Below are 19,569 nucleotides of genomic sequence, written 5' to 3' on the forward strand. Positions count from 1 at the left end.
TTGTGAGAGAGATCCCCCGTGCCGTTCGGCACGGGGGATCTCTGCGTTTAGGGTCGAGGTATGCGCTATGACCTGGTCATCTTCGACAACGACGGTGTGCTGGTGGACAGCGAGCCGATTTCCAACCGGCACCTCGCCGCCTATCTCACCGAGCTGGGGCACCCGACCACGTACGAGGACTCCATCCGGGACTACATGGGCTCCGCCATGCACCGCGTGCACGAGCTGGTGGAGCAGCGGTCGGGGCGGAAGCTGCCGGAGGACTTCGACGATGTGTTCCACGCCCGCGTCTTCGCCGCGTTCGAGCGGGAGTTGCAGCCGGTGGCCGGTGTCGGGGATGTCCTCGGGAAGCTGACGGCTGACGGGGTGCGGTACTGCGTGGCCTCGTCCGGCAGCCATGAGCGGATCCGGGTCGGGCACCGTACGACCGGGCTCGACCGGTGGTTCGGGGATGAGCTGATCTTCAGCTCGCAGGATGTCGGGCGGGGCAAGCCGGCACCCGATCTCTTCCTCTACGCGGCCGAGCGGATGGGTGTGGCCCCGGAGCGGTGTGTGGTGGTCGAGGACAGCCCCCTCGGCGTGCAGGCGGCCGTGGCGGCCGGGATGGATGTGTACGGGTTCACGGCGATGACGCCGGCGGAGAAGCTCGCGGGGGCCACCGGATTCTTCGCGGACATGCGGGAGTTGCCCGAACTGCTGGTGTGACCCCCGGCAGCAGCCGGCTCATGACAACCGTCATGCCGAGGTGCGGACGTTCGTTTCTACTGCGCGACCCCGGCCGGCCGGGAAGCTGAGGGCATGACGACGAACTCGGGTGTGCGCAAGGGGAAGCGGCCGGCGCTCCTGCTGGTGGGGCTGGACGTGGCGGTGCCGGTCGGGACGTACTACCTGCTGAGGAACGCCGCTGGGTTGAGCGAGTTCGCCGCCCTCGCGTGGAGCAGCGTCTACCCGGCCGTGCGTGCCGGGTGGGGACTGGTGTGGGAGCGGGTGGTGAATGCGTTCGCCGTGCTCATCCTGCTCGTCAATGTGACATCGATGGTGCTCGGCCTTCTCTCCGGTGACGCTCGGATGATGCTGGTGCGGGAGAGCGCGATCGGCAGCGTCATCGGGATCGGTGTGCTGGTGTCGGTGGCGCTGGGGAAGCCGATGATGACCTCGGTCATGAAGCCCTGGCTCATCCGCGGCCAGGAGGCGCGGGAGGCGGCCTGGGAGCGGCTGATGGAGGGCTCGGCGGCGTTCCGGCGGGCCGAGCGGAGGTACTCGCTGGTGTGGGGCGGGGCGTTGCTCGGGGAGTGCGTGGTCCGGGTGATCGGGGCGTATGCGCTGCCGGTGGACACCATGGTGTGGCTGGGCACGGTGATGATGATCGTGACGCTGGTGGGTGCGTTTCTGGTGGGCGGGGCGCTGGGGGCGGGGCCGATGGCGGCCATGCTCGCGGCGGAGGCGAGGACGCCCGGAGTGTGCGGGACGACGGTCGCGGATGCCGGGCGTGCCGAGGGTGCGGGGGAGCCTGCCGTCGCGGTGTGAGGTGACGGCGAGGTCGATGCCACGCGCCGAGCGCCGGTGAATGCCGGTGAACGCCGGTGAAACTGAAGGAAATTCATTTTTGGCCGGATCTACCCACCGGTACGCCGGGGCCTTACGCTCGCCGCCATGACCGATGTGCTGCGGCGCGGCAGGGCCTCGCTGGCGTTCGCCTTCCTGGTGCAGGGCGTCGCCTTCGCCCTGCTCGTGACGCGGATCCCGGCGATCCAGGACCGGTACGGGGTGTCCGACTCCCTGCTGCCCGTCTTCCTGGCCGCCGTGCCGATCCTGGCCGGTGCCGGCAGTGTGGCGACCGGGCGGGTGGTGCGGCGGGCCGCGCCGAGCCGGGTGCTGCGGTGGTCCCAGCCGCTCGTGCTGGTGTCGCTGCTGGTGGTCGGGGCGGGGGAGCAGATGGCCGTACTGGCCGCTGCGCTGGCCGTGTTCGGGCTGGCGGTCGGGGCGCTGGATGCCTCGATGAACATGCTCGGGGTGAGTCTGCAGCGCGCCTACGGGCGCAGCATCATGCTCGGTTTCCACGCCGCGTACAGCCTGGGCGGGATCGTCGGGGCGTCGCTGGCGTGGGCCGGGGCGCACTGGCAGCTGGCGCTGTGGGTGTCGTACCTGCCGGTGGTGCTGGTGCTGATGCCGGCAGCGCTGGCGGGGAGCCGCTGGTACGTCGATGCGGAGGGGAGCGGGGAGGCGCGGGGCGGCAAGGGCGTCGAGGACGCCGGGGGCGTCGGGGGCGCGGGGTCCCGGTGGCTGCTTCCGCTGTGTCTGGTGATGACCGTGGCGTACATCGGGGACTCCACGGTCTCCAACTGGAGCGCCAAGTATCTGCAGGACGTGCTGGGGAGCAGCGAGCAGCTGGCGACGGTCCCCTACAACGTCTACATGGTCACCACGCTGCTGGGGCGGGTGATCGGGGACTTCGGGGTGCGGCGGTTCGGGGCCGTGGCGGTGGTGCGGAGCGGGGCGCTGGTGGCCGCGTCGGGGTTCGCGGTGGTGGCCGGTGCGCCGGGCGCCTGGGTGGGCATGCTGGGGTTCACGCTGCTCGGGCTCGGGCTGTGCGTGCTGGTGCCGCAGACCTTCGCCGCGGCGGGCCGGCGGGCCCATGAGCTGCACGGGCCGGGAGCGTCCGATGCGGCCATAGCGCGGCTGAACGTCTTCAACTATGTGGGCTTCCTGATCGGTTCGCCCTTGGTGGGGGCGGTCGGGGACGTCTGGAGCTATCGCGGGGCGATGCTGGTGCCGATGGTGCTGGTGCTGGTGACGCTCGTCCATGCCCGGTCGTTCGTGGCTCAACCGGACCGATACGGTGGCGGGCATGAGCGGCCGCACACAGCTGATGTGGGACGAGGCAGTAACGGGCTATGACTTCGGCCGGGACCATCCGATGGACCCGGTCCGGCTCGCCCTGACCCGGAGCCTGATCGACGCCCTCGGACTCGACCGCGAGGTGGATGTGGTGGCCGCGAAGGCGGCCGGGGAGTCGACGCTGCGGCTCGTGCACCGGCAGGACTACATCGACGCGGTCAAGGCGGCCTCGGCGGACCCGTCGGCCGCGGACACCTCGTACGGGATCGGGACGATCGACGATCCGGCGTTCACCGGGATGCACGAGGTGTCGGCGCTGATCGCGGGGCAGTCGGTGGGCGCTGCGGAGGCCGTGTGGCGGGGGGAGGCGCCGCACGCGGTGAACTTCGCGGGCGGGCTGCACCATGCGATGCCGGGGGCCGCGTCCGGGTTCTGTGTGTACAACGACGCGGCGCTGGCGATCGCGCGGCTGCTGGAGCTGGGGGCCGAGCGGGTCGCGTATGTCGACGTCGACGTGCATCACGGGGACGGGGTGCAGGCGGCGTTCTGGGAGGATCCGCGGGTTCTGACGATCTCGCTGCACGAGCATCCGCGGACGCTGTTTCCGCAGACGGGGTGGCCGGAGGAGACCGGGGCGGGCGGTGCGGAGGGCACCGCGGTGAATGTGGCGCTGCCGGCGGGGACGGGGGACGCGGGGTGGCTGCGGGCGTTTCACGCCGTGGTGCCGGAGCTGCTGGCGGAGTTCCGGCCGCAGGTGCTGGTGACGCAGCACGGGGCGGATACCCACTTCGAGGATCCGCTGGCGCATCTGGCGGTGTCGTTGGATGCGCAGCGGGCGGTGCAGGTGGCGTGTCATGAGATGGCGCACGAGTACGCCGGGGGGCGGTGGGTCGCGCTGGGTGGGGGCGGCTACGCGGTGGTGGAGGTCGTGCCGAGGTCGTGGGCTCATCTGGTGGGGATCGCTGCGGAACGGGCGGTGGAGCCGGAGACGGTGGTGCCTGAGGGGTGGCGGCAGGAGGTGTTCGCGCGGACTCGTCAGCTGGGGCCGGTGCGGATGACTGATGGGCGGTGGCCGGTTTCGTTCGCCTCCTGGGAGGAGGGGTACGACCCGGCGGATCGGTTGGATCAGGCGGTGCTGGCGACGAGGCGGGCGGTCTTTCCGCTGCGGGGGTTGCTGGCCTAGGGAACTGACCGGTTCCTGACCGATTGCTCCGGGTGGGGCCTGTACGCCGACCGGGGGGCGTTGCGGGGAACCCGGCCCCTGAGGGGGTGGGGTGGGCCAGGATCGGGGGGTGGTCAGTGCTGGGGAGATTCGGGGGCATCTGGTTGCTGCTCGGCTTGCCGGGGTGGTGGCGACCACGCGGGAGGAGAGCCTGCGGAGCTATCGGCTGTTCGCGGCACGGGATCCGCGGGTGCTGATCGGGATCGAGCCGGTGTGGCCGTGGGGGCAGCGGGATGTCGCCGAGCTGATGGCGGAGCGGTGCGGGTCTCCGGCCGAGCCTTGGCGCACCGAGGGCCCGGAGGTGATCGATCCGGAGCGGACGCTGGCCGCTCTGGACGCCTATGCGGAACGGCTCGCGGCGGCCGCTCGGCGGCGGGACGCGGTGCTGCTGGGGACCGGGCACCCGCACCGGCTGCTCGGTTTCTACGCCGCTCTGGCAGACGCCTTGTCGGCGGCGGGATGTACCGTCCTCACCCCGGCGCAGGGTCGCTGTGTCGACATAACGACCCGGTTCGGCCTACGCACGTACAACCTCGGCTACGTACGGGGAGTCGCGCTCGTCCGCGACGGCGACCCCCAGCGCCCCGGTTGTGAGCCCGGCGCACACACGCACTCCCCTCTCCCGGTTCGTACCGCGCTGGACGCGGCGGCCGAGGCCGGCGGGCCGCTTCCGGATCTGGTGATCGGTGATCATGGGTGGGCCTGCGGGGCAGGTCAGCTGGGGTTCGAGGTGATCGCCCTGGCGGATGTGAACGATCCGGCGCCGTTCGTCGGGCAGGCGGAGGGGTGCGTGTCCGTCGTTGTTCCGCTCGAGGACGGTGCGCGGTCCGATTACTACCTGCCGTTGACCCGCTACGTACTCAATCGGGCGTGTCTGTCACAGTAGGCCGCCGATGGGTGCACCTCTTCCCCACTCGCATCACCCGCCCCTACATTGGGGAGTGAGCACGCAGCGACGAAGAGTCACCGGAAGGGGAAGCCGGTGGCCGTCGAGTGCGGAAGGTTCAGGTGTGTCATGGCTGCAGCTGGCGAAAGGCCTCTGAACGAGGTTCAGTTCCTTACCGTGGCGGAGGTCGCCTCGGTGATGCGAGTGTCGAAGATGACCGTGTACCGGCTGGTGCACAGCGGTCATCTGCCCGCGATCCGGGTGGGGCGGTCCTTCCGCGTCCCCGAGCAAGCGGTGCACGACTACCTCCGCGAGAGCTACGTGGGGGTGGAAACCGCCTGACGGCAAGCCGGGGAGCGCCCGTCCAGGGCACCTTCGGGCACTCCCCGGGTACCTCGATTACGACCTCAGCGCTCGGGCGGGTAGGCTAACCCCTCGAAGGTCGTGTGGGCCCATGGCGCCCAAACACACCGAGTGATGAGAAGTGAGCGAGGGTTAGTCGTGGGCTCTGTTATCAAGAAGCGGCGTAAGCGGATGGCCAAGAAGAAGCACCGCAAGCTGCTCAAGCGCACGCGCGTCCAGCGCCGCAACAAGAAGTAAGCGGCAGCGCGAAAGCGTGTCCAGTGGCCCCCCACCGCAAGCCGGTGGGGGGCCACTGTCATGGGACGACGCACGCACGCCGGGTACGCGCAGGCATGCGTTTCGGCCGCTCGTCACTTCCCGCAGTCGGAAGACACCACAGAGCGACTACTACCCGGTAGGTTGGCCCCACGGACCAGGGCGAAAGGAAGGCGCTGATCTTGGGAAAGGTCGTGCTCGTGACCGGAGTGGCCCGCCAGCTGGGGGGCCGTTTCGTCCGGCGGATCCAGCGTGACCCCGAGGTGGACCGGGTCGTCGCCGTGGACGCGGTCCCGCCCGAGCATCATCTGGGCGGCGCGGACTTCGTCCAGGCCGACATCCGCCAGCCCACCATCGCCCGCGTGCTCGCCGAGTCCGGCGCCGACACGGTCGTGCATCTCGACGTCACGGGCACCCCGCTGGGCAGCGGCAGCCGGGCCGCGCTGAAGGAGACCAATGTCATCGGCACCATGCAGCTGCTCGGTGCCTGCCAGAAGTCCCCGCATGTGAAACGGCTGGTCGTGAAGTCCAGCACCAATGTCTACGGTTCGGCACCCCGCGATCCGGCGGTGTTCACCGAGACCACCCCGCCCAAGTCCCTGCCCAGCGGCGGCTTCGCGAAGGACACCGTGGAGGTCGAGGGCTATGTGCGGGGCTTCGCGCGCCGCAGGCCGGACGTGGCGGTGTGCGTGCTGCGGTTCGCCAACATCCTCGGCCCGACCGCGGACAGCCCGCTCGCCTCGTACTTCTCGCTGCCGGTCCTGCCGACCGTGCTGGGCTACGACCCGCGGCTGCAGTTCGTGCACGAGGACGACGTGATCGAGGTGCTGCGGATCGGCTCGCACGAGCCGCGGCGGGGCACGCTCAACAGCGGCACGTTCAACATCGCAGGTGACGGGGTGCTGCTGCTGTCCCAGTGCTCGCGGCGGCTGGGCCGGCCCACCGTGCCGCTGCTGCTGCCCGCGGTCACCTGGGCGAACACGGTGATGCGTACGCTGGGGATGACGGACTTCTCGCCCGAGCAGATCCGGCTGCTCACCCATGGCCGGGTGGTGGCGACGGACCAGATGCGCGACGTGCTGGGCTTCACCCCCAAGTACACGACTGCCGAAACGTTTGCGGACTTCGTGCGCAGCCGCGGGCCGGGGCTGCTTCCGCCCGAGGCCCTCGCCGCGGCTGTCGACCGGATCGCGGCGCTGCCTTCGCCGGGCAGCTCCCACCCCCCGAAGCAGAGCGCCAACTGAGGAGCGCAGCAACGATGGCGGACGCCAAGGTCATTCCGTTCGACGACGACCGGTCCCGTGGAGGCGGTGGAGGCTCCACGCCCCGCTCGTCGCGCCGCCGTGGTGCGTCGAACCGCCGCGCGGGCGGGGAGCCGCCCGCGGTGGGGGAGGTCCAGCCCCTGCCGGGTGTGGCCCCCGTGCGGGACGATGATCCGGTGACGCATGAGGACGAGCGGCCCGGGAAACAGGCAGGGGACGACGCATCCGGCGGCCTGGAGCAGCGCATCGCGAGCGGGCTGGCGTTCCTGCGCCGCCGCCTCACCGGTGACTACGAGGTCGACGACTTCGGGTACGACGAGGAGCTCACCGACCAGGTCCTGATGTCCCTGCTCCGCCCGCTGTACGAGAAGTACTTCCGGGTGGAGGTGAAGGGCATCGAGAACATCCCGGCGGAGGGCGGCGCGCTGATCGTCGCCAACCACTCCGGGACGGTGCCGATGGACGGCCTGATGATGCAGGTCGCCGTGCACGACGAGCATCCGGCCGGCCGGCATCTGCGGCTGCTGGCGGCGGATCTGGTGTTCGTGCTGCCGGTGGTCAACGAGCTGGCCCGCAAGCTGGGCCACACCCTGGCCTGCGCGGAGGACGCCTCCCGGCTGCTGGAGCAGGGGGAGCTGGTCGGGGTGATGCCGGAGGGCTTCAAGGGCATCGGCAAGCCCTTCTCCGACCGCTACAAGCTGCAGCGCTTCGGCAGGGGCGGCTTCGTCTCCACGGCGCTGCGGGCGCGCACTCCGATCGTGCCGTGCTCGATCGTCGGGGCGGAGGAGATCTACCCGATGATCGGCAACGCCAAGACCCTGGCGCGGCTGCTGGGGCTGCCGTACTTCCCGCTGACGCCGACGTTCCCGTGGCTGGGGCCGCTGGGTGCGGTCCCGCTGCCGACGAAGTGGACGATCCAGTTCGGTGAGCCGATCCCGACGGACGGGTATCCGCCGGAAGCGGCGGAGGATCCGATGCTGATGTTCAACCTGACCGATCAGGTGCGCGAACAGATTCAGCACACGCTGTACAAGCTGCTGGTGCAGCGGCGGTCTGTGTTCTTCTGAGCGTCGGCCAGGAGCGTCGGCGCGGGAGCGCCTGCGGACGTGGCGGGGCGCCCTCCCGGAGGGGGACCGGGAGGGCGCCCCGTGCCGCTGTGCGGCGTCGTACGCCCCTGCACGGGGCACCTCGGCCTGTGCGGCCTGCCCGGCCCTACTCGGCGTCCTCGCCCTCGATGCCGAGGCCCGGGAGCAGGCCGGGCAGCAGCGGCGGGAGGGTGACGTCGGGCTTGTCGGGCGGGGTGAGGCCATCGGTGATGGGCGGTGAGCTCTTGCCGCCGCTGCTCTCCTTGGGCGGGTCGAGCAGGCCGCCGGTGTTGCCGCCGAGCAGGCCGTCGTTCTCCTTGCCGGAGTCGGCGGAGCTGCTGGGGTCCCCGCTGCCGGAGCCGCGCTCCTGGGCGGTGCCGCCGGTGCTGCCGGGCGCCGTGGAGGCGCCGGGGCTCGAGGAGTCGCTGGGCGCCGTGCCCGAGCCGTGCTGCTTGCCGTCGCCGCCGCCCTCGCGGGCCGGGGACTCGGGGAGCATGGACTGCAGCGGGGCGACGTCCTCGTCTATGGCGTCGAAGACCGAGGAGACCTGTTCGCTGACGTCCCCGAGCTGCAGGGGCAGACGCTGGCGCAGGTCGCCCCACAGGTCGCGGTGCGACTCGGAGAAGGAGGAGAGCGCCTGCATGGGGGCCAGCGAGTCCGGGTTGCGCTGGTAGGCCTCGCGCAGCAGGCGGTGGCCCTCGGAGGCGTCGTGCCGCATGTTGGACAGGGCGTGGCGGACCTCGGAGAGGGACTCGTGGTCGAGGGAGCCGCTGCGGCCCCGTTCCATCAGGCGGCGGGCCTCGCTCAGCCGGGTGGAGGCGTGGTCGAGGTAGACCCGGCCGCGCTCGTCGTTGCCGTCGGCGAGGGTGAGTTTGACGTCCTCGATGCCGCGTTTGAGCCCGTAGAGGGTGTCACCGGGCAGGGCGTCGGAGCTGGCGGCGGCGACTCCGCCGAGCGCGCCCGCGGCGACGCCCACGCTGATGCCGCCGGCGGTGAGGCCCTTGGCGAGCCGGGAGCGGGGGCGGAGCCTGCTCAGGGCGCTCGCCCGGGGGGCGCCGTGGGCGCGGCGGCCGCGCTGCTCGGGTACGGGCGGGTCGGCCGTGCCGCCCGCCGTGTCCTCGCGCAGCATGGCCTCGAAGGCGGCCACCAGCTGGGCGCGCTGGACGGTCTTGACCTCCGGGTCCAGCTCCGGCCTGGGCAGTGCGCGGAGCTCGCCGGCGAGTTCGAGCAGTCGCGTCTGCTCGGTCTCCGCGGCGATCGGTGCCGGTCCTTCGGACTGCTCGGCCGCCGTGCCCCGGTCGGTCTGCTCCTCCAGGGCCTGGGCGAAGGCGCTCGCCCGCCGGTGCGCCGATACATTCGCGATCACTGGCGGCACCTCCTCTCGTCATGACGGTCGACTCCCCAGGGGGTCCTGAGGGTTCCCCCAGCCGACCACTTGCACACGATCGGGTGATCGAAGTTGGTCAGGGGGTGACCACAGGGAGCCTGCATCCCGCACAACGAGCGGTGCGGTACTTGGGTTACGGACGCCGGGGGATCGGTTGATGAAGTCAACGCGGCCTCACGGAACGTGAGTTGCGGGTCGCCGAGCGTGCCCGGATCAGCGGGCGTCGTCCGGCAGGAGCCGGGCGAGAGTGCGCACCGCCCGGTACTGGAGCGTCTTGATGGCGCCCTCGTTCTTGCCCATCACCCGGGCGGTCTCGGCCACCGACAGACCCTGCAGGAAGCGCAGCGTGACGCACTCCTGCTGCTGGGGGTTGAGGCGGCGCACGGCGTCCAGCAGGGCGGCGTTGGACAGGGACTCCAGGACCGAGTCCTCGGGGGAGCGCTCGACCTCGTTGGCGTCGAGCATCTCGCCGGTGGTGACCTCCAGGCGGAAGCGGCTGGACTTGAAGTGGTCGGCGACCAGGTTGCGGGCGATGGTGACGAGCCAGGCGCCGAAGTCGCGCCCCTGCCAGGTGAAGGTGCCGATCCTGCGCAGGGCCCGCAGAAAGGTCTCGCTGGTGAGGTCCTCGGCGGTCGCCTTGCCTCCCACGCGGTAGTAGATGTACCGGTACACGGTGTCGCTGTACTGGTCGTACAGGCGCCCGAAGGCGTCGGCCTCGCCGGCCTGGGCGCGCTCGACCAGGTCCATCATCCGAGCACTGTCGCTGTCCGCGGCGGGCCGGCGCGCGGTGGCCGCGCCCGTGGAGCGCCCGCGTCTGCCGACCGCGGCACTGCCTTCGGCGAGGGCGTAGCAGGGGCCGACGGGTGCGGTGGCGAAGGCGGGGACGGCGTACGCGGTGGGGACGAAGCCGCGCAACAGGTCTCGGGCCGTTGCGACCGTCGCGCGCAGCGTAGCCAGGCCCGAGGCGTCAACCCCGACGTGTGGGTACACGGGACTCCCAGAGGCAGAGCTTCCATCACATGCACTTCGGAACCTTTCACCCGTCGTAGCGACGGAGAGGTGCCGGTTTGCGTCTGAGGAGAATAACGCTTCGTACAGGCGCTGCTACACCGAGTTGCTCAAATCATCGATTACGTCGCTTCTGTAGTCGGTTGACGCCCTGCCAGGTGCCGGAGAGTGACCGCTTGTTGACCGGATTGTTTCGTTTTCCGGGTTCATGTAGGGCGAGTTGTGGCCGTGTGCAGCCAACAGGGCTGAACAGGCGGGTTGCGGGGTAAGAAGCGGGGATTGGTCGCGTGGCGTACTGGACGACCCGCTCTGGTCGATCCGGTCGGCCCGGTGGTGCAATGGCCGCATGGGACGGGACCTTGGCGGGACGGAGGGGGTCGGGCGCGCCCTGCTGGCCGCCCTCACGGACGAGGTGGACCGGCGTCAGGCGGCAGGGCAGCTCTCCCCGTTGCGGGCAGCGCAGCTGCTGCACACCGCGGTCGCCGAGGTGTCGAGACAGCGCAGCAGGCCGGACGGCAGGCCGTCCGTACCGGTCCATGTGTTCATCGGGGAGCTGCTCTCCGGAACAGCGAGGCCGCACCCCGTGAACCCGTCCCTGCCTCCGCTCGACCCCGCGCTGCCCGAACCGCGGCGCGGTCCGGACAAGGTGCGGCGGCGCAAGGCGGCGGAGCGGGCCCGGGCGCGGGAGAAGGCCCGGGCGAAGGAGCAGGAGCGCGCCGCGCTGCGGCAGCGGGAAAGGGAGCGGGCGCGGGAGGAGTCGTACCAGCGGCTGCTGGACCGGGCCGCCGAGCAGAGGCGGCGCCGGGAGCGGGCCGAGCGGCGGGCGCCGGAGCTGGTGGCGAGCGCCGGGCTGGATCCGGAGGCGAACACGCTGGAGATCGCCAGGCAGCTGCTGACACGTGAGCCGGAGGTGACGCCGGAGCAGCTGCGGCGGGCGGTCCGGGTCTTCGAGGAGACGTACGAGGCGCGCGTCCGCGCGTTCCGGGACTCGGGCGGGCTGATGCCCTGGCCGAACGCGCGGACCCTGATCCCGGTGCTCTTCGGGCCGCGCCGGGACGACGCGTAGACGACCGGGAGCAGGACCCCCGGCGGGGGAGTCCGGCCGGCGGGACGACGAAGCGGGGCGCCCCCGGACCGGGGGCGCCCCGCCCTGTCGCCGGACTCGGGCCGGTCAGGTCGTCGAACGGCGCCTGCGGGAGCCCGGGCGGCGTTCGCTCGGGCGGGTCACCGGGTCGCCGGCCTCCAGCGCGGCCAGACGGCGCCGGGCGCCGAAGTCGGCCAGCGCCTCCGCCAGCTTGTGGACCGACGGCTCGGGGGCCATCACGTCCACCCGCAGGCCGTGCTCCTCCGCCGTCTTCGCGGTGGCCGGGCCGATACAGGCGATCACCGTCACATTGTGCGGCTTGCCCGCGATGCCGACCAGGTTGCGGACGGTGGAGGAGGAGGTGAACAGGACCGCGTCGAAGCCGCCGCCCTTGATCGCCTCGCGGGTCTCCGCCGGGGGCGGCGAGGCGCGGACCGTGCGGTAGGCGGTGACGTCGTCGACCTCCCAGCCCAGCTCGATCAGGCCGGCCACCAGCGTCTCGGTGGCGATGTCGGCGCGCGGCAGGAAGACACGGTCGATCGGGTCGAACACCGGGTCGTAGGGCGGCCAGTCCTCCAGCAGGCCCGCCGCCGACTGCTCGCCGCTGGGCACCAGGTCGGGCTTGACGCCGAAGGCGACCAGCGCGGCGGCCGTCTGCTCGCCGACCGCGGCCACCTTGATGCCGGCGAAGGCGCGCGCGTCGAGGCCGTACTCCTCGAACTTCTCCCGGACCGCCTTGACCGCGTTGACCGAGGTGAAGGCGATCCACTCGTAGCGGCCCGTCACCAGGCCCTTGACCGCCCGCTCCATCTGCTGGGGCGTGCGCGGCGGCTCGACCGCGATGGTCGGGACCTCGTGCGGCACGGCACCGTAGGACCGCAGCTGGTCGGAGAGCGACGCCGCCTGCTCCTTCGTGCGCGGCACGAGCACCTTCCAGCCGAACAGCGGCTTGGACTCGAACCACGCCAGCTGGTCGCGCTGGGCGGCGGAGGAGCGCTCACCGACCACGGCTATCACGGGCCGGCCGCCCTCCGGGGACGGAAGCACCTTCGCCTGCTTCAGGGTCTGCGCGATCGTGCCGAGGGTGGCGGTCCAGGTGCGCTGCCGGGTGGTGGTGCCCGCCACGGTGACCGTCATGGGTGTGTCGGGCTTGCGACCGGCGGACACCAGTTCGCCCGCGGTGGCGGCCACGGTGTCCAGCGTGGCCGAGACGACCACCGTGCCGTCCGAGGCGCCGATCTCCGTCCAGCAGCGGTCCGAGGCCGTGCGCGCGTCCACGAACCGGACGTCCGCGCCCTGCTCGTCGCGCAGCGGCACGCCGGCGTACGCGGGCACGCCGACGGCGGCCGCGATGCCGGGGACCACCTCGAAGGGCACCCCGGCGGCGGCGCACGCCAGCATCTCCTCGGCGGCGTAGGCGTCCAGGCCGACATCGCCGGACACCGCACGGACGACCCGCCTGCCGCCCCGCGCGGCCTCCATGACAAGATGTGCGGCATCCCGCACAGCGGGGTCGCCGGCGGTTGTTGACGCGCCGTCAACAACCGTCAGCTGAGGCGTGCCTGTGCCCGTGGCGGAAGCAGCGGAGGAGTCCGCCGCCGCGTCCGTCTGCACCTCGGCGACGCCCTGCCTGGCATGCCGGCGCACGACGTCGAGCACCTCGTGCTCGGCGACGAGGACGTCCGCGTTCGCCAGCGCCTCCACGGCGCGGAGAGTCAGCAGTCCCGGATCTCCGGGTCCGGCACCGAGGAAGGTGACGTGCCCTTGTTCCGGAGGGGCGGGAAGGGTGGTGGGGCTCAATGTGCTCGCTCCCCCATCAGACCGGCCGCGCCCTGCGCGAGCATCTCGGAGGCGAGTTCGCGACCGAGTGCCGTCGCCGCCTCGTGCGTCTCGGGCACGGGACCGGTGGTGGACAGCTGCACCAGCGTGGCACCGTCGGTCGTGCCGACAACACCCCGCAGGCGCATTTCCTTGACAATCTGCCCGTCGGCCAGGAGGTCGGCCAAGGCCCCCACGGGGGCACTGCAACCGGCCTCCAGGGCGGCGAGCAGTGACCGCTCGGCCGTCACGGCGGCCCGGGTGAACGGGTCGTCGAGCTCGGCGAGCGCGGCGGTCAGGCCCGCGTTGTCCGCGGCGCACTCGACCGCCAGTGCCCCCTGGCCGGGAGCGGGCAGTACGGTGTCGACCGAGAGGAAGTCGGTCACCTCGTCGCCGCGGCCGATCCGGTTCATGCCGGCGGCGGCCAGGACGACGGCGTCCAGCTCCCCCTTGTGCACGTATCCGATCCGGGTGTCGACGTTCCCGCGGATCGGCACGGTCTCGAAGTCCAGGCCGTGGGCGCGGGCGTACGCGTTGAGCTGGGCCATGCGGCGCGGCGAACCGGTGCCGATGCGCGCCCCGCGCGGCAGGTCGGTCAGCTTCAGCGCGTCCCGGGCGACGATCACGTCCCGCGGGTCCTCGCGCGCCGGGATGGCGGCGAGCGCCAGCTCCTCGGGCTGCGTGGTGGGCAGGTCCTTCAGCGAGTGCACGGCGAAGTCGACCTCGCCGCGCATCAGCGCCTCCCGCAGCGCGGCGACGAACACGCCGGTGCCGCCTATCTGCGCCAGGTGCTCGCGGGAGACGTCGCCGTACGTGGTGATCTCCACCAGTTCCACGGGCCGTCCGGTGACCTGGCTGACCGCCTTCGCCACCTGCCCGGACTGGGCCATGGCGAGCTTGCTGCGCCGCGTACCCAGCCGTAGTGCCTTGTCACTCATGCCGGCCCTCGGTCCTTCTCGGTGGTGCTGTCCCCGGCCCGCGAGACGGAGGCGACCGTCTCCGGGTCGAGGTCGAACAGGGTCCGCAGCGCGTCCGCGTACCCGGCGCCGCCGGGCTCCGCGGCCAGCTGCTTGACCCGTACGGTCGGCGCGTGGAGCAGCTTGTCGACCACGCGCCGCACGGTCTGGGTGATCTCCGCGCGGTGCTTGTCGTCGAGGCCGGGCAGCCGCCCCTCCAGGCGGGCGATCTCACCCGCCACCACATCGGCGGCCATGGCGCGCAGGGCGACCACGGTCGGCGTGATGTGCGCGGCGCGCTGCGCCGCCCCGAACGCGGCGACCTCGTCGGAGACGATACGCCGGACCTGGTCCACATCGGCAGCCATCGGAGCGTCCGCGGACGCCTCGGCGAGCGACTCGATGTCGACCAGCCGCACCCCGGCGAGGCGGTGCACGGCGGCGTCGATGTCCCGCGGCATGGCCAGGTCGAGCAGGAACAGCACCGGCTCGGGGCGCGGCGGCTCGGCCACGGGCGCGGGACGGCGCCGCTCGGGGATGCGGCCCACCTGCGCGGCGGTCGCGGCCAGCGCGCCGATCAGCTCGGCGTCGGCCTCCGGGCCGCCCCGGCGGGCGTCCTGCGCGGCGGCGCCCCCGGCGACCCAGGCGGCGTGCTGCTCCAGGGTGGCGGCGTCCATGCCGGCCACGGCCGCCTCACCCGCCACGGAGAAGCCGGGCTGCACGGCGGACAGGTCCAGGGGGCAGTTCTCCTCGGTGCCCACCGAGGTCGGCGGCAGCGGGTCCTGCGCGGCGGACGCGGGTGCGGGCGCCGCAGGCGCCTCGCCCGCGCCGTTCCCGTCCTCGCCGGGGCCGGCCGGCTGCTCGCCGGTGCGGCCCGCCACGCCCGCGGCGACCTCGTCGGCGGTCAGCACCAGGCCGGTGGCGCCGGTGCAGGAGACCACGACGTCGGCACGTGTCAGCTCGAACGGCACCGAGTCCATCGGGACCGCACGGGCCAGGACGTCCGTGTCGTCGCCCTCGGTGAGGATCTCCGCCAGGCGCTCGGCGCGGTCCTGGGTGCGGTTGGCGATCACGATCTCCGCGACGCCCGCCCGCGCCAGGGTCGCCGCGGCCAGCGACGACATCGAACCGGCGCCGACGACCAGGGCCTTCTTGTCTCGTGCCCAGCCGTCCACCGGGGCGCCCGCGGCCAGCTGCTCCAGGCCGAAGGTGACCAGGGACTGCCCGGCGCGGTCGATGCCGGTCTCCGAGTGGGCGCGCTTGCCGACCCGCAGGGCCTGCTGGAACAGGTCGTTCAGCAGGCGCCCGGCGGTGTGCAGCTCCTGTGCGCGGGCCAGGGAGTCCTTGATCTGGCCGAGGATCTGGCCCTCGCCGACGACCATCGAGTCGAGGCCGCAGGCCACCGAGAACAGGTGGTGCACGGCCCGGTCCTCGTAGTGCACATAAAGATAAGGAGTGAGCTCCTCCAGGCCGACCCCGCTGTGCTGGGCGAGCAGCGTGGACAGCTCGGCGACACCGGCGTGGAACTTGTCCACGTCGGCGTAGAGCTCGATGCGGTTGCAGGTGGCCAGCACGGCGGCCTCGGCGGCCGGTTCGGCGGCGACGGTGTCCTGCAGCAGCTTGACCTGGGCGTCCCCGCTCAGCGAGGCCCGCTCCAGCACGCTGACCGGGGCACTGCGGTGGCTCAGTCCGACGACGAGGAGACTCATGCCGGCATCACGGCGGGTACGTCCCCGTCGGGCCCCTGGTCGGTGGCGGAGGTCCGCTTGGCGCCGTCGGCGGCGGTGGTGGCATCGGTGGCGGCGGGGGCCGGCACACCGGCGGCGGTCCTGGCGGCGGCCTCCTCGCCGGCCTTGCGCTGCTCGTGGAAGGCGAGGATCTGCAGCTCGATGGAGAGATCGACCTTGCGCACGTCGACGCCGTCCGGGACGGACAGCACGGTCGGCGCGAAGTTGAGGATGGAGGTGACCCCGGCGGCCACCAGCCGGTCGCAGACCTCCTGTGCGGCGCCCGCGGGGGTCGCGATCACGCCGATGTGGACGCCGTTCTCCCGGACGATGGTCTCCAGCTCGTCGGAGTGCTGCACGGGGATCCCGGCGACCGGCTTCCCGGCCATGGACGGGTCGGCGTCGATCAGTGCGGCGACCCGGAAACCGCGGGAGGCGAAGCCGCCGTAGTTGGCGAGCGCGGCGCCGAGGTTACCGATTCCTACGATCACAACCGGCCAGTCCTGGGTCAGGCCGAGTTCGCGGGAGATCTGGTACACGAGATACTCGACGTCGTACCCGACGCCTCTGGTGCCGTAGGAACCCAGGTAGGAGAAGTCCTTGCGCAGCTTCGCGGAGTTGACCCCCGCGGCCGCCGCCAGCTCCTCCGAGGAGACCGTGGGCACGGAGCGCTCCGAGAGCGCGGTCAGGGCGCGGAGGTACAGCGGAAGCCTGGCGACGGTGGCCTCGGGAATCCCTCGGCTACGGGTCGCCGGTCGGTGAGTTCGGCCAGTTGCCACGGTGCTCCTGCGGGTAGAGCGGGGCTTCAGGCGGTCATGCGTCCCCGGACCGCCCCGTCGACAGCAGGCTATGTCTTTGTGAACGCGTGCACAAAGATGGTGTCCGATTTGCCCGGCCAACGTGACCCGAGTCACGCGGGCCTGCCGCCTCGGCGGGGAACCGGCGCGGCACGCACACCGTTCCTTTTCTTCTGGGGGCAAAACAGCACACTCTCCTCTGTGAATCCCGCCCCCGAGACCAAGCCGCCATCGATCCTAAGCGACGATCCGGCCACTTTGTACTGGCCGGTCAGTCGTCGCAGGTCGGCCGGGGATCGGGGCGGTCAATCGGTGAGGGCCTTGCGGAGGCGGTCCTCGTTCACGCGCCAGAAGGTGTGCTGGCGGCCGTCCACGAGGACCACGGGGATCTGCTCCCAGTACTCGGCGTGCAGCTCCGGGTCCTGGGTGATGTCCTTCTGCTCCCAGCGCACGCCGAGGTCGCCGCAGACCTTCTCGATCACGACCTGCGCGTCGTCGCAGAGATGACATCCCGGTTTGCGGATGAGGGTCACGAGGTGGTCCCGCCGAGTCCTGGACCGGAAGAAAGGGCTCATGTCGGCCATTGTCGCGCGCCCGCCTTAACGAGGCGGACGCGTAGAGTTCACGACGTTCAAACCTCTCGACTCGGGAAACACCGAACAGACTGGCTATGCTCACGGACATGGCCGCTCTCGGATGGCTCACCCCCCGTAGGCGCTCCGCCACGGCGCGGAGCGTGTTGGCAGGCGAGGCCTCGGCGGAGGCAGCACGCAAGTCCACCACCGACGTACTCGACCGCGAAGACGCCGGACGCGAACCGGAGTTCCCGGTCCACGGTGACGAGCGGGCCGCGGCGTTCTTCGACCTGGACAACACGGTGATGCAGGGCGCGGCCCTGTTCCACTTCGGGCGCGGGCTGTACAAGCGGAAGTTCTTCGACACCCGTGAGCTGCTGCGGTTCGCCTGGCAGCAGGCCTGGTTCCGGCTGGCCGGGGTGGAGGACCCCGAGCACATGCAGGAGGCGCGCGACTCCGCGCTCTCCATCGTCCAGGGACACAAGGTCGCCGAACTGCAGGCCATCGGCGAGGAGATCTACGACGAGTACATGGCCGAGCGCATCTGGCCCGGCACCCGGGCCCTCGCCCAGGCCCACCTCGACGCCGGGCAGAAGGTGTGGCTGGTGACCGCCGCGCCGGTGGAGATCGCCCAGGTCATCGCGCGGCGCCTGGGCCTGACCGGCGCGCTCGGCACGGTCGCCGAGTCCATCGACGGCGTCTACACCGGCAAGCTCGTCGGCGAGCCCCTGCACGGCCCGGCCAAGGCCGAGGCGGTGCGCGCCCTGGCGGCCGCCGAGGGGCTGGACCTCTCCCGCTGCGCCGCCTACAGCGACTCCCACAACGACATCCCGATGCTGTCCCTGGTCGGTCACCCCTACGCGATCAACCCCGACAGCAAGCTCCGCAAGCACGCCCGCGCCATGGACTGGCGCCTGCGCGACTACCGCACCGGCCGCAAGGCGGCCAAGGTCGGCATTCCCGCCGCGGCGGGCGTCGGCGCGGTCGCCGGCGGCACGGCAGCGGTCATCGCGGTGCACCGCCGCCGCCGTTGAGCCGGAACTCCCTCCCGCACCCGGTGCGGAGCGGCCCGTGCGGACGGGGCCGCGCCGACTCCGCGTCGGCAAATGCGGGGTCCGGGCGGGCGTAGCGTAGGTGTATGACGACGTACGGATCCTTTCCCGGCACGCGGCCCCGGCGGCTGCGGACCACCCCCGCGATGCGTCGGATGGTCGCCGAGACCAGGCTGCACCCCGCCGACCTCATCCTGCCCGCCTTCGTCCGCGAGGGCGTGAGCGAACCGGTGCCGATCGGCTCGATGCCCGGAGTCGTGCAGCACACGCGGGACAGTCTGAAGAAGGCCGCGGCCGAGGCCGTGGCGGCCGGGGTCTCCGGGATCATGCTGTTCGGGGTGCCCGAGGAGTCGAAGAAGGACGCCGTCGGCACGCCGGGCACCGACCCCGACGGCATCCTGCAGGTGGCCCTGCGGGACGTGCGCGCCGAGGTCGGCGACGACCTGCTGGTGATGTCCGACCTGTGCCTTGACGAGACGACCGACCACGGCCACTGCGGCGTCCTCGACGAGCAGGGCCGCGTCGACAACGACGCCACCCTCGAACGGTACGCGGAGATGGCCCGGGTGCAGGCCGAGGCGGGCGCCCATGTGGTCGGCCCCAGCGGCATGATGGACGGCCAGATCGGCGTCATCCGCCAGGCCCTCGACCGGGCCGGTCACCAGGACGTGGCGATCCTCGCCTACACCGCCAAGTACGCCTCCGCCTTCTACGGCCCCTTCCGGGAAGCCGTCGCCTCCTCGCTCAAGGGCGACCGCAAGACCTACCAGCAGGACCCGGCCAACACCCGCGAGTCCCTGCGCGAGCTGGCGCTGGACCTCGAGGAGGGCGCCGACATGGTGATGGTCAAGCCGGCCGGCCCCTACCTGGACATCCTGGCCCGCGTCGCGGACGCGGTGGACGTGCCGGTCGCCGCGTACCAGATCTCCGGCGAGTACGCGATGATCGAGGCCGCCGCCGAGAAGGGCTGGATCGAGCGCGACCGGGCGATCATGGAGGCCCTCACCGGCATCAAGCGCGCCGGCGCCCGGAACATCCTCACCTACTGGGCGACGGAGGTCGCGCAGAAGCTGCGCGACTGACCGCGGGCGCGGGCTGCGCGACCGACGGCAGCGGCGGGCTGCGCGACCGACCGCCGGGTGGGCGTCGCTCCTGACGGCTGGGGTGCGGGCGTCCGCATCGCGGAAACGAGTGCTTGTAGGACGCAGGTATTCCTTAGGGTGCGGGGACACCACGCCGCCGCAGCCCGGGAGC

At 71.9% G+C, this 19,569-nt stretch carries 19 protein-coding genes; 12 read left to right on the top strand and 7 right to left on the bottom strand.

The window, feature by feature from the left end; all coding sequences use genetic code 11:
- The first annotated feature begins 60 nt into the window (after positions 1 to 60).
- The 9 genes from HCJ93_RS03065 (at position 61) to HCJ93_RS03105 (ending at position 7,893) form a co-directional block, all read left to right on the top strand.
- Positions 61 to 705 carry an HAD family hydrolase gene (locus tag HCJ93_RS03065; RefSeq protein ID WP_167990843.1) on the top strand — a complete coding sequence of 215 codons (645 nt, stop codon included), beginning with the start codon at positions 61 to 63 and terminating at the stop codon, positions 703 to 705.
- Positions 706 to 798: 93 nt separating this feature from the next.
- Positions 799 to 1,527, top strand: coding sequence for a VC0807 family protein (locus HCJ93_RS03070; protein ID WP_240967422.1), 729 nt, complete (start codon positions 799 to 801; stop codon positions 1,525 to 1,527).
- A gap of 126 nt (positions 1,528 to 1,653) precedes the next feature.
- Entirely contained in the window at positions 1,654 to 2,898 is a 1,245-nt protein-coding gene (locus tag HCJ93_RS03075) for an MFS transporter (protein ID WP_206316766.1), read from the top strand.
- Positions 2,849 to 4,021: an acetoin utilization protein AcuC gene (locus tag HCJ93_RS03080; protein WP_167990845.1), complete on the top strand. Its 1,173-nt coding sequence runs from the start codon at positions 2,849 to 2,851 to the stop codon at positions 4,019 to 4,021. Before HCJ93_RS03075 ends, HCJ93_RS03080 begins: the two co-directional genes overlap by 50 nt.
- A 109-nt stretch (positions 4,022 to 4,130) precedes the next feature.
- Positions 4,131 to 4,946 (top strand): phosphatase, encoded by an 816-nt coding sequence (locus tag HCJ93_RS03085; RefSeq protein ID WP_167990847.1) that lies wholly within the window; start codon positions 4,131 to 4,133, stop codon positions 4,944 to 4,946.
- A 129-nt stretch (positions 4,947 to 5,075) separates the two neighbouring features.
- Positions 5,076 to 5,288, top strand: coding sequence for a helix-turn-helix domain-containing protein (locus HCJ93_RS03090; RefSeq protein ID WP_019981034.1), 213 nt, complete (start codon positions 5,076 to 5,078; stop codon positions 5,286 to 5,288).
- A 159-nt stretch (positions 5,289 to 5,447) separates the two neighbouring features.
- Positions 5,448 to 5,546, top strand: a complete 99-nt coding sequence (locus HCJ93_RS03095; protein ID WP_003948845.1) for a 30S ribosomal protein bS22 — start codon at positions 5,448 to 5,450, stop codon at positions 5,544 to 5,546.
- A 200-nt stretch (positions 5,547 to 5,746) separates the two neighbouring features.
- Positions 5,747 to 6,808 (top strand): NAD-dependent epimerase/dehydratase family protein, encoded by a 1,062-nt coding sequence (locus tag HCJ93_RS03100; protein WP_167990849.1) that lies wholly within the window; start codon positions 5,747 to 5,749, stop codon positions 6,806 to 6,808.
- A gap of 14 nt (positions 6,809 to 6,822) precedes the next feature.
- The gene (locus tag HCJ93_RS03105; protein WP_167990850.1) at positions 6,823 to 7,893 is read left to right on the top strand and encodes a lysophospholipid acyltransferase family protein; all 1,071 of its coding nucleotides are present in this window, start codon (positions 6,823 to 6,825) and stop codon (positions 7,891 to 7,893) included.
- Positions 7,894 to 8,038: 145 nt separating this feature from the next.
- Here the strand turns inward: HCJ93_RS03105 and HCJ93_RS03110 are convergent, their stop codons facing one another.
- Together HCJ93_RS03110 and HCJ93_RS03115 are read right to left on the bottom strand one after the other, a co-directional pair.
- Positions 8,039 to 9,277, bottom strand: coding sequence for a DUF5667 domain-containing protein (locus tag HCJ93_RS03110; protein ID WP_167990852.1), 1,239 nt, complete (start codon positions 9,275 to 9,277; stop codon positions 8,039 to 8,041).
- A 234-nt stretch (positions 9,278 to 9,511) separates the two neighbouring features.
- Positions 9,512 to 10,288, bottom strand: a complete 777-nt coding sequence (locus HCJ93_RS03115) for an ECF subfamily RNA polymerase sigma factor, BldN family (RefSeq protein ID WP_167990854.1) — start codon at positions 10,286 to 10,288, stop codon at positions 9,512 to 9,514.
- Positions 10,289 to 10,652: 364 nt separating this feature from the next.
- On the opposite strand from HCJ93_RS03115, the gene HCJ93_RS03120 reads away from it, so the two are divergent.
- Positions 10,653 to 11,372 (top strand): hypothetical protein, encoded by a 720-nt coding sequence (locus tag HCJ93_RS03120; RefSeq protein ID WP_167990855.1) that lies wholly within the window; start codon positions 10,653 to 10,655, stop codon positions 11,370 to 11,372.
- 105 nt (positions 11,373 to 11,477) lie between these two features.
- Here the strand turns inward: HCJ93_RS03120 and HCJ93_RS03125 are convergent, their stop codons facing one another.
- From HCJ93_RS03125 to HCJ93_RS03145, 5 genes are all read right to left on the bottom strand, one after another.
- On the bottom strand, positions 11,478 to 13,190 hold the full coding sequence (locus HCJ93_RS03125) for a bifunctional uroporphyrinogen-III C-methyltransferase/uroporphyrinogen-III synthase (protein WP_167990857.1): 1,713 nt from the start codon (positions 13,188 to 13,190) through the stop codon (positions 11,478 to 11,480).
- Positions 13,187 to 14,146 carry a hydroxymethylbilane synthase gene (gene hemC, locus HCJ93_RS03130; protein WP_167990858.1) on the bottom strand — a complete coding sequence of 320 codons (960 nt, stop codon included), beginning with the start codon at positions 14,144 to 14,146 and terminating at the stop codon, positions 13,187 to 13,189. The genes HCJ93_RS03125 and hemC overlap by 4 nt, the downstream gene beginning before the upstream one ends.
- Positions 14,143 to 15,873 (bottom strand): glutamyl-tRNA reductase, encoded by a 1,731-nt coding sequence (locus HCJ93_RS03135; RefSeq protein WP_167990859.1) that lies wholly within the window; start codon positions 15,871 to 15,873, stop codon positions 14,143 to 14,145. Before HCJ93_RS03135 ends, hemC begins: the two co-directional genes overlap by 4 nt.
- Entirely contained in the window at positions 15,870 to 16,670 is an 801-nt protein-coding gene (locus HCJ93_RS03140; protein WP_167990861.1) for a redox-sensing transcriptional repressor Rex, read from the bottom strand. Before HCJ93_RS03140 ends, HCJ93_RS03135 begins: the two co-directional genes overlap by 4 nt.
- A 323-nt stretch (positions 16,671 to 16,993) precedes the next feature.
- Positions 16,994 to 17,272 (bottom strand): glutaredoxin family protein, encoded by a 279-nt coding sequence (locus HCJ93_RS03145; RefSeq protein WP_167990862.1) that lies wholly within the window; start codon positions 17,270 to 17,272, stop codon positions 16,994 to 16,996.
- Between the two features lie 98 nt (positions 17,273 to 17,370).
- Here HCJ93_RS03145 and HCJ93_RS03150 point away from each other — a divergent pair, with 98 nt between their 5' ends.
- Together HCJ93_RS03150 and hemB are read left to right on the top strand one after the other, a co-directional pair.
- A complete protein-coding gene (locus HCJ93_RS03150; RefSeq protein ID WP_167990863.1) occupies positions 17,371 to 18,297 on the top strand; it encodes an HAD family hydrolase in 927 nt (308 codons plus the stop codon).
- A gap of 104 nt (positions 18,298 to 18,401) precedes the next feature.
- Positions 18,402 to 19,397: a porphobilinogen synthase gene (hemB, locus tag HCJ93_RS03155; RefSeq protein WP_167990864.1), complete on the top strand. Its 996-nt coding sequence runs from the start codon at positions 18,402 to 18,404 to the stop codon at positions 19,395 to 19,397.
- The last annotated feature ends 172 nt before the right edge of the window (positions 19,398 to 19,569 follow it).

This window comes from Streptomyces composti (genome assembly GCF_012034205.1).
In the GTDB taxonomy this organism is placed as follows: Bacteria; Actinomycetota; Actinomycetes; order Streptomycetales; family Streptomycetaceae; genus Streptomyces; species Streptomyces composti.

Bases quoted from the DNA above. Each gene is read 5' to 3' on its own strand.
- HCJ93_RS03065 (WP_167990843.1), top strand. From the start codon at position 61: ATGCGCTATGACCTGGTCATCTTCGACAACGACGGTGTGCTGGTGGAC.
- HCJ93_RS03070 (WP_240967422.1), top strand. From the start codon at position 799: ATGACGACGAACTCGGGTGTGCGCAAGGGGAAGCGGCCGGCGCTCCTG.
- HCJ93_RS03075 (WP_206316766.1), top strand. From the start codon at position 1,654: ATGACCGATGTGCTGCGGCGCGGCAGGGCCTCGCTGGCGTTCGCCTTC.
- HCJ93_RS03080 (WP_167990845.1), top strand. From the start codon at position 2,849: ATGAGCGGCCGCACACAGCTGATGTGGGACGAGGCAGTAACGGGCTAT.
- HCJ93_RS03090 (WP_019981034.1), top strand. From the start codon at position 5,076: ATGGCTGCAGCTGGCGAAAGGCCTCTGAACGAGGTTCAGTTCCTTACC.
- HCJ93_RS03105 (WP_167990850.1), top strand. From the start codon at position 6,823: ATGGCGGACGCCAAGGTCATTCCGTTCGACGACGACCGGTCCCGTGGA.
- HCJ93_RS03120 (WP_167990855.1), top strand. From the start codon at position 10,653: ATGGGACGGGACCTTGGCGGGACGGAGGGGGTCGGGCGCGCCCTGCTG.
- hemC (WP_167990858.1), bottom strand. From the start codon at position 14,146: ATGAGTGACAAGGCACTACGGCTGGGTACGCGGCGCAGCAAGCTCGCC.
- HCJ93_RS03135 (WP_167990859.1), bottom strand. From the start codon at position 15,873: ATGAGTCTCCTCGTCGTCGGACTGAGCCACCGCAGTGCCCCGGTCAGC.
- HCJ93_RS03145 (WP_167990862.1), bottom strand. From the start codon at position 17,272: ATGGCCGACATGAGCCCTTTCTTCCGGTCCAGGACTCGGCGGGACCAC.
- HCJ93_RS03150 (WP_167990863.1), top strand. From the start codon at position 17,371: ATGGCCGCTCTCGGATGGCTCACCCCCCGTAGGCGCTCCGCCACGGCG.
- hemB (WP_167990864.1), top strand. From the start codon at position 18,402: ATGACGACGTACGGATCCTTTCCCGGCACGCGGCCCCGGCGGCTGCGG.